We start from the raw sequence: 9,310 nt of genomic DNA on the forward strand, positions 1-9,310 counted from the left end.
TACCATTAATACATCTTCACCAGCGTTCGTTTTCGCGTCAAAAGTGTATAAATCACGTTCAGATGAAGCTGAACATGCCGCCAGCGTTCCAAACAAGATAAATGCGAGCGAACGGCGTAGCATAGACCTCTTTCTCCCGGAAGCCATCATTATGCCAGGAGCTAAGGAGCGCATTGATATAAATCAGATACCTCAGAGCAGCGGTCGTGCCATTGAACGCGCAAGAACGTTGTTATGCGAGTCTGCTTTGGGTTCAATGCAGTCGTTCGTTGCGTTTGCTGGGACGTCTACTTTGCGGACCAAGCAGCCGTTCAAATTTCGAGCGTTTAAAGAATCACCTACTTCAGGCTACCTTTATTCCCATTATTTCTGGGGGGAAGTATCAATGGACTACTTTGACGTCGACGTTTACTCACGCAAGATCACAACGAAGTCGGATGATGCCCAGCTCTGGTTCGACCGCGGACTTGTCTGGACGTATTCCTACAACCACGAGCAGGCGATCGAATGCTTCCAAAAAGCGCTGGAGCACGATCCCGAGTGCGCGATGGCGCATTGGGGCATCGCATACGCTGTCGGTCCGAACTACAATTTCGAGTGGTGGATGATGGACCCGGACACCAAATCGAATGCCTTGGCAACAGCATACGACTGCACGCAAGCGGCACTTGCTTTGGTCGACAAAGTGACCCCTCCCGAACGCGCGCTGATCGAAGCCCTCCCGGCCCGCTATCCGCAGCGCGAAACGATCGAGGAGCAAAGGCCTTGGAACGATGACTTTGCCGCGGCGATGAAGAAGGCATACGAAGCCCACCCGAACGACATCGAAGTTGCCACAGTCTATGTCGAGTCCATTCTGAACCAGACGCCATGGAAGATGTGGGACATCTGGAAAAATACAGTCGCCGATGGCGCCGGCACGGTCGAAGCACAGAAAGTGCTGGAAAAATTCGTGGATACCCCCGAGGGCCGCGCCCATCCCGGCATCCTCCACCTGTATGTTCACCTAATGGAAATGTCGCCGACCCCTGAAAAGGCATTGATGGCCGGCGATTACCTACGAGTACTAGTCCCAGACGCTGGCCATTTGATCCACATGCCAACGCATATCGACATTCAGTGCAGCGAGTACCGCGACGCTCTTTATTGGAACCAGAAGGGCATCGAGGCCGATTTGAAAATCGCCGAGCGCCAAGGGCGCATGAATTTCTATACGGCCTACCGTGTACACAACTACCATTTCGCCATCTACGGCGCGATGTTCCTCGGGCAGTACGAACCGGCGATGGCCGCTGCGGAAGAGATGATCCGTGAAATTCCTGTGGATCTGCTGAAGCTGGAAAGTCCGCCGATGGCCGACTTCCTGGAGAGCTATATCTCCATGAAAACCCACGTTCAGATCCGCTTCGGCAGATGGCGCGACATCATTTCCGAACCACTGCCCGAGGATCAGAAACTGTACTGTCACACAACCGCGTCCCTGCACTACGCGAAAGCCGTGGCGCATGCCGCACTGGGTGAGGTGTCAAACTCCGAAGCCGAAAGGGCCAAGTTCATGGAGGCGCGCGCGAAGGTGCCCGAAAGCCGCTACCTTCACAACAACCGGTGTATCGATCTCCTGGATGTGGCCGAGCAGATGCTGGACGGTGAGCTTGAGTACCGGAAAGGCAACTTCGATGCCGCCTTCGCACATCTACGAAAAGCGATCGAGTTGGAGGATACCTTGGCCTATGACGAACCCTGGGGTTGGATTCAGCCCGTGCGCCACGCGCTCGGCGCCCTGACGCTTGAACAGGGGCGAGTCGAGGAAGCCGAGCAAGCTTACCGGGAAGACCTTGGCCTGGCCGGCAACCTGCCGCGCGCCTGCATTCATCCCGACAATATCTGGAGCCTGAAGGGCCTTGATGAATGTCTACGCAGCCGTGGTGCGGGAGACTCGGCAGAAGCGAAACTTATCCGCCAACGCTTGGAACTGGCAGCGGCCAGATCCGATCTGCCTGTAGGTGCGTCCTGCCATTGCGCGCAAGCAGCCATGGAGGCGGTAGCGGCGGAATAGTCGCTGTAAGTGAAAAGATCTTTCGCTAAAATGGTCTCGCCCAATTGCGCCAAGCCTTGGGCCGGACCGTTGCGGAGATTTCAAATTCACAAGCCAATTTCGAATGACAGCTTCGGGCTGATAGTGTTGAAAAAGTCCATTTTTGGTGGAAGGCGTCAAAAATTCCGGCCGTTGAAAGCCGGTTGCAAATTTTAGCTAGGGGGTCGGCCAAAGCACGGTATCGCCGTCGTGTCGCGCGCTCATGGCCTTCTCCGTCCAAACTGGGGCAACTTCTCAGGCGCGATGGAATTTGGCGAGAAAATGCAATGATCGGAATTTTCGAGTTTTTCAACACTATGGGCTCGATACGGTCATTCGCCGTTGTCCGCTCGAACGTCCGCTTCTGCGCCAACGGTCAGCCACTTCATCAATGCCAACAAACAGTCGTCAGCCCCCCGGCACGACTCGTCAGCGGTCGTCTCAGCGCCAGTGAGCGGTCTCGTAAGCTGGGCCGTCAGCGGCCTCTCCAGCGGTCAGAAATGCCCCGTGCTGACCCGCTGACGCTCCATTCCGCCCGTCGCTTCACTCAGTAAAATGCCCCCGAAACCGCCCCAGTTTCGGTCACCGGTTGGAAAAGTTGATAGGTTTCATCGGTGGGGAAGGTTTCCTACCACCCCAGCCAGTTCATCGGGACATGGAACAACAGCAGGCTCTGGGGGCTAAACCCTCCGAGAAATGCCCCCGTTTATGCCCCAGTGGTTTCGGGTGTTCTGACTCCCCCTGTCACCCAACCTCTAGCAGGGGTTCTATGGGGGTGGGGAATAGGTATAAGTAATGAATAGAAACCGGAGGATAGAGAGACCCGAGTATCCCCGTTCCTGATCCAAAATACACAGAGGGAGGAGGAGGTTATGGGGGAGATAGAGAACCCATGGCACTCGCGACCGATCGACGTTCACCGCTGGTCGGATCACTTAGAGGTGGCAGAGTTGGTCGACCGCATCTGGGACGGCTGGCGCTGAATGGGGTTGGAGAGGAATCTAGGCATGTCAGGTTCGAGCCCAAATGTGTAAGATGCTGCGTTCGGCTCGGGTGGCAGCGACCCGCAGTTTTCTGACTTTACGAGGCAAAGGCCGCTGGGCATTGCGGATCGGCCCGACCGGCCCGATAGCGGCCATTCGACGGTCTGCAGCGGGTGGGGATTTGCGCTAAAGGTCCGCCCCGAACCAGTCAGTACCTGCCGGGATACATACTCATCATACTTTGGACATCGGCATCGCTGGAGAAGGCGTCCGGGTTGCGGGAAAGAACCTCCCTGATGAATTCCCGCCGGGACCGGGCGTCATCGGGCTGCGTTTCCTCAGTGCGGGGGCGCAGGGCGAAGTTGAATACGCGCTGGATGAAACCAGGAGCCTTTTGAAGCGGCGGGACTGTGCGGGTGCTGGTCATGAATGCATTCATCTCTCGGGCCTTTTCTGCTGCTGCGAAGGTTCTCCCACTGTAGTGGCTGCGGGATTTTCGGGTATCGGCCGCGGCGATGTGCTATTCTACAAAAATGAAGAGCGCATTCCGGAGCTGGTCAGAAATCAGGGTCTTTCTTGCCGTCGTGCGCGCGGGGTCCACCTTGGCTGCCTCGCCCCAGCTCGGCATGGCCCAGCCAACTGTTGCACGCCGCATTGAGGCGCTTGAGCATGAGCTTGGCATAACCTTGTTCGAGCGGGACACGCGCGGCTTCCGGCCGACCGAAACAGCACGAGCAATCCTGCAGAAGGCGGAAGAAATCGAAGCGGCGGCGATTTGCCTGGCCGAGAAAGTCGAAACGTTGCGCAGCACCAGACCGATCCGGATCACGGCCTATTCCGGCAACTTCTCGCCCCGGGTCGCAACGATCTTCAACGAGTTCTCTTTGCTCCGCCCCGATGTCAGCTTCGAATTCCTGCCCAGCGTCGAAGTCCTGGATTTATCGGCTGGCGAAGCGGACATAGCACTGCGCGTGACAAGAAGCCCTCCCCATTCGGACCTCATCTGCCGCAAGATAAGCACCGCGCGTTACGCGCTTTTCGGATCCCATTCATACGCCGAAAAACACGGGTTGCCGACCTCGGTAGAAGACTTGTTCAACCATACGTTTGTCAGCTTCCTACGTGAAGGTGTGCCGTCAGCCTTTCACGATTGGCTGATCCGCTATGCGGAACCTGATCAGATCAGGCAAACCTATTCCGAGCTGGACCTGATGCATGCCGCCATCCGGTCGGGTCATGGCCTTGGCATCATAAACGTGAAACTTGCCGAAAGCGATGACACGCTCATTCAATGCTTTGCGCCGCTCGAGGAGATGAACTCGGAGCATTTGATGCTGATTGCGCCAGAGGCTTATCGTCGCCCCGAAGTAAAGGCATTCGCGAAATTCTTCGCGCCCCGCTATGCTGCCATTTTCAGGTAGAAGCTTCCCGTGAAACCGGAATAATGAATTGCGGCGGTCAATCACACTGATTGCATTTTCATTTGCACACCGACTGTCTATGAATTGCGCCCCGAGCGACCGCTCTCCGGCTAGCCAGCCTACGCTTCCTCAAACGGAAATTCCCGTTGGTCACGTCCGATTCCGGCTAACTGCGGTTATAATCTCAACCGAGGCAGACGACCGCTCCGCCCGCATTTCGGTCGTTCGCCCAACCTCCTCCTCCCTCTGTGTATTTTGGATCAGGAAGGAGGATACTCGGGTCTCTCTATCCTCCGGTTTCTATTCATTACTTATACCTATTCCCCACCCCCATAGAACTCCTGCTAGAGGTTGGGTGACAGGGGGAGTCAGAACACCCGAAACCACTGGGGCATAAACGGGGGCATTTCTCGGAGGGTTTAGCCCCCAGAGCCTGCTGTTGTTCCATGTCCCGATGAACTGGCTGGGGTGGTAGGAATCCTTGCCGGCCGATGAAACCTATGGGCTTTTCAGCGAAGCCCGAGAAACTGGGGCGGTTTCGGGGGCATTTAGAGGGTGAGCACGGAGCATTCTCGACCGCTGGAGAGGCAGTTTACTAGTGCCGACAGATGCGCTGGCGAGACCACCAGATCGACCTTCCACTGGCGCTGAGACGACCGCTGACGAGTCGTTCCGGGGGCTGACGGGTGGTTGCTGGTGCTGGCGGGTCAGGGGACGTTCAATCCTAGTGCTGCGAAGCACTGATGGGAGCCCGAAGCAGACCTTCTCGACCAGTAGACCACGCCGTTGCAGCATTACTGCTCGTTAACCGGAGCGCCGCGGCGCAGATTAAAGACCAAACACTCATGCCGGTTGAGGCGAAAATCTGAGGCACTACGTCTCCATCGCGGACAAAACACTCGTTGTCTCTGGGGCCGCTGCATGGACTAAACCCACTCGATCGGATTCGTCTTTAACACCGCAGCGAATAAGCCGTCGTTGCGCGAAACAGCGGCTCACTGTACACTTCAAACAGGGGAGGTAGATCCATGCGTTGGATTATTACCATCTTTACAACGGCATTCTTTATACTTGGGCCCGCTCAAGCAGGTCAGTTATTCGATGCAGCAAAGCAGGGTGATACAGCGACCGTTAAGGCTCTGTTGGAAAGCGGTATCTCGGTTGATGAGCGGGGGCCGAACAAGGCTACGCCCTTGATCGCTGCTTCGTTGGCTGGAAACACCGAAACCGCTGCGGCTCTGATCGAAGCAGGGGCTGACGTGATGGCGCGTAACCACAGCGGTTTCACTCCACTTCACGCGGCTGCCTTCGGCGGTAAGATTGAGACAGCGCAGCTGCTTCTCGCTAAAGGCGCAGACGTGAATGGACGCATCAACAGGGCCGAAAAGTCACCCATCTTCATGGCGGCCGATGAGGGTCATATCGAGATGATCGAGCTACTGCTCGACAACGGTGCGGATATTGTGACACTCGATAACGATGGCTTTTCGGTTCTAATCCGAACGATGTTCCGTAAACACTATGATATCGTTGGGCTGCTGAAGCAGAACGGAGCCACATGCCCCCCGCCAGACGCCTTCGGCCCGGAATTTCACCGCCTGTGTTTGGAGGCAGGCACATAAGGTAAGGTCAAAAAATGAATATTCGACTTCTGATGAGCGGGCTGGTTATTGCAGGCATGACCACGAGTGCGCTGGCGGATGAGCCCATCAACACTGGGCCTTTCGGCGATGTTGCAATCAAGGGTTATGATACTGTTGCCTATTTCACCGAAAGCCGAGCGGTAAAGGGGTCAAGTGAGTTCGCATATGATTGGCTTGGCACGCCGTGGCACTTCAACAGCGCGGGGAACCGCGAACTGTTTAAGTCTGACCCAACCAAATACGCTCCGCAATACGGCGGGTATTGCACATTGGGTGTCGGCCTTGGGGCCAACGCGTCTGAAAATATCGACCCAGTAAATTCCTGGCGGATCATCGATGGGAAGCTTTACTTTATTTCGGACCCGACCGGAGCAGAAATGCTTGACCACCCAGAAGGGGAGGCGGTGATCGCCAAGGCGGATGCGAATTGGGAAAAGACCAAGCCGCTGGCAGCCAAGGATTACTCCAACTGACGCGCACCTCGGATGATGGTCATCCGCCAGGGCTAAAGTGAAACAGAATATGCGGGTTGACGTAGCTGTAAGGCGCGCTCGCCCCGACCTCTTCTTCGGCATTTTTGTAGACCATGCCACAAGCCGGGCGACCAAGCGAAAGACCGGGTTGTTGCAAGCACAATGTGTCATCTTTCACAAATGCCGATCCAGTGACAAACAATGTGGATGCGCGCAAGGCCATACTTCCGTTCTCTGAAATCTGCATCAAGCCGGGTCCGCGGCCTTCGAAGTTTCCCTGCCATACGTTGCCATCGATCAGAGCGGTAACCGCGTCGGCAGATAGCTTTTCGCGCGCGCCAGGTTGAAAGTCGAAGGGCCATTCCTGCACGCCCGCAGTCAACATTGCATCAATGATCCGATCGAGTTCTTCCTGCTTCCGAAAATGCGCAAACAAGACCTTGTAGAGTTGCGCCGAAGTATGCGGAGCAAATTCGGCCACCTCGTCTGCAGTTGCTTGCGCCTTTTGCGTCTGGCCAGCCTCTCCATAGGCGGCAGCGAGGATGTTAAAGTAGTCCTCAATACCTTGAGAATTGCCTTTTATCTCCTCAAGGATTTCGACGGCACGTTGGGGACGCCCTGTCAGAATATAGGACAAGCTTGCGATCTGACGTGCATAGCCCGGCAATAGTGGGTTGAGACGCAGAGCCGTTTCGAAATTCTCGATCGCCTCTTCATGTCGTCCGTAGAATGTTTGCGCAAAGCTCAGCGCAAGATAAGCAGATGCTTCACCGGGGGCCTTCTCGACAGAAAGCTGCGCCGAGCGCATTGCTTCCTCATACCTTCGATCCACAGTCTGCAACTCGCTTAATACTGCAAAAGGCATCGCCGCATCGGGATCAATTTCTAAGGCACGACCGGCATGTTCGTAGGCGCGTTTCCGGGCGACCGGAAAGGGCAGCACATCGTCATAGTTGCGGCGCATGATCAATGCCTCGGTGCGGGCCTGTGCCGCGAATGCCCTGGCAAAAGTCGGGTCGATTGCGGTTGCTTCCGAATAGAGGCTCAACGCTTCGCGCAGCTTGGGCCGAAAGCCGCTGCGAGCGGCTTCTTCGGCTCTGAGAAAGAAGTCATATGCTTCCAGATCCGTTGTAGGTAGGCGTTCGATCCGCTCCTTTTCGGACACACTCACATCCACACCAAGTTGACCAATGATCTCGTTTATCAGGCCAGCCTCCATGGAGAAAATATCGGCTTCGTCTCGCTCCAACCGCTCGGCCCATACTGTCTGCCCGCTGCTCACATCTGTCAGCCGCGCGTTGACCAAAAGCCGAGTTCCCGCTCTGCGCACGCTGCCTTCGAGAACATAGCCCACCCCCAACTCGCGACCGATGGCCCTGCTGTCGATTGTCCGGTCCCGATAGGAAAACGCGGTGTTGCTGCCGATCACCATCAGCCCGGCGACTTTCGAGAAATCTGTAATCAGGTCGTCCGTGAGCCCATCTGCGATGTAGCGTTCCGCGTCTGGCAGCCCGAGGTTTTCAAAGGGCAACACGACGAGAGAAGGCAGCCCGTCCTCTGCCGCGATGATTTCACTTTCGGCGCCGCCGAAAAGGGCAACTATGCCATCACGCAATATAAAAGCAGCACCTGAAAGAACCGCGATTACGGCCACCGCCTTGACAGCGCCTCGAACTTTGAAGCGAGACAGTGAAGTGTATTTCGAGCCATTCGGGTCCGCCATCCGAAATACCGTGAGAGGCTCAGGTATATTTTTGACCCGGTGGACACCCGCAGATTCAAATGGCTTACTGACTTTGCCGCGCGTGTGTTCGTAAACCTCGCGCGAGATGCAGATGCCTCCGGGCGTAGCTAGGGGTTCCAGGCGCGCCGCAATGTTAACACCGTCTCCGTAAATGTCGTCGCCATCGATGATTAGATCTCCCAGGTTGATACCGATCCGCAATTCGATACGCTGGTGGGGATCAATGGTGTCGTTTCTGTCCTTAACCGCCTCTTGTATCTGGATCGCAGCCTCGACGGCATCAACAACGCTTGCAAATTCGGCCAGCAGTCCGTCGCCGATAAGCTTGACGATCCGCCCGTTCTTTTCATCTATCAAACGGGTGAGGATGTCTTGGCGCACCGTGGTCAAACGTTCGAAAGTGCCCACCTCATCCTCGGCCATCATACGGCTGAAACCGACTACGTCTGCGGCGAATATGGCGGCAAGCCTGCGTTCCAAGGTTTGCCCCTCTCCTCCAAAATGCGGGCAGTACTGCGAAGTTAACACTAAAAAAAACGTGACGGAAACTGCGCTCGCTGAAAATATTTGGCTGGGCGGGTGCTTGTCTTTCAAAGGTACGGTGGCGCAACAAGCCAGTTGTCTCCGCAGCAGCATAAGGCAGCTTGCTCCGCATTTGAAACATTGTATCCGAGCGAAGCGAACGGCCTGATAAAGTTTTGGCCTATATGCATGATTTGAAAGTCCGGTATCGAGAAATCGTGCTGCGCTGTCGCGGGCGATACCGTGACACTGTCGAGCAATCGATTTGATTTCCGCTGCACCAGCATCGGGCTGCTTCGTCCGCAACTCGGCATCCGCGCGGAAAACCTGAACGTCCGTCCGCATCAAAACCGAGAACTCTCCTGCATCTAAATAAAGAAGCAACTGCAGGAGTTTGATCCATGAAGTACCTGTCTGCCCTCGGCGTTCTCGTCGGGGGTTTTCTTTTGC

Annotated in this window: 6 protein-coding genes; 5 read left to right on the forward strand and 1 reads right to left on the reverse strand. The window is 55.9% G+C overall.

From position 1 onward, the window contains the following. Positions 1–385 precede the first annotated feature (385 nt). The 5 genes from ACR0JW_RS23565 (at position 386) to ACR0JW_RS23585 (ending at position 6,594) form a co-directional block, all read left to right on the forward strand. The gene (locus ACR0JW_RS23565; protein ID WP_480714585.1) at positions 386–2,056 is read left to right on the forward strand and encodes a tetratricopeptide repeat protein; all 1,671 of its coding nucleotides are present in this window, start codon (positions 386–388) and stop codon (positions 2,054–2,056) included. Between the two features lie 1,044 nt (positions 2,057–3,100). After that, positions 3,101–3,247 carry a hypothetical protein gene (locus ACR0JW_RS23570; protein WP_480714586.1) on the forward strand — a complete coding sequence of 49 codons (147 nt, stop codon included), beginning with the start codon at positions 3,101–3,103 and terminating at the stop codon, positions 3,245–3,247. Positions 3,248–3,590: 343 nt separating this feature from the next. Next, complete coding sequence (locus ACR0JW_RS23575; protein WP_480714587.1) at positions 3,591–4,478, forward strand: LysR family transcriptional regulator; 888 nt, start codon at positions 3,591–3,593, stop codon at positions 4,476–4,478. A gap of 1,028 nt (positions 4,479–5,506) precedes the next feature. Continuing rightward, the gene (locus ACR0JW_RS23580; RefSeq protein WP_170825541.1) at positions 5,507–6,100 is read left to right on the forward strand and encodes an ankyrin repeat domain-containing protein; all 594 of its coding nucleotides are present in this window, start codon (positions 5,507–5,509) and stop codon (positions 6,098–6,100) included. A 14-nt stretch (positions 6,101–6,114) separates the two neighbouring features. Next, on the forward strand, positions 6,115–6,594 hold the full coding sequence (locus ACR0JW_RS23585) for a YHS domain-containing (seleno)protein (protein WP_170825542.1): 480 nt from the start codon (positions 6,115–6,117) through the stop codon (positions 6,592–6,594). 19 nt (positions 6,595–6,613) lie between these two features. On the opposite strand, the gene ACR0JW_RS23590 is transcribed toward ACR0JW_RS23585, so the two are convergent. After that, positions 6,614–9,310, reverse strand: a 2,697-nt coding sequence (locus ACR0JW_RS23590) for an adenylate/guanylate cyclase domain-containing protein (protein WP_480714588.1), incomplete at its 5' end; no start/stop codon positions are given.

The organism is Ruegeria sp. BG6, assembly GCF_056538465.1.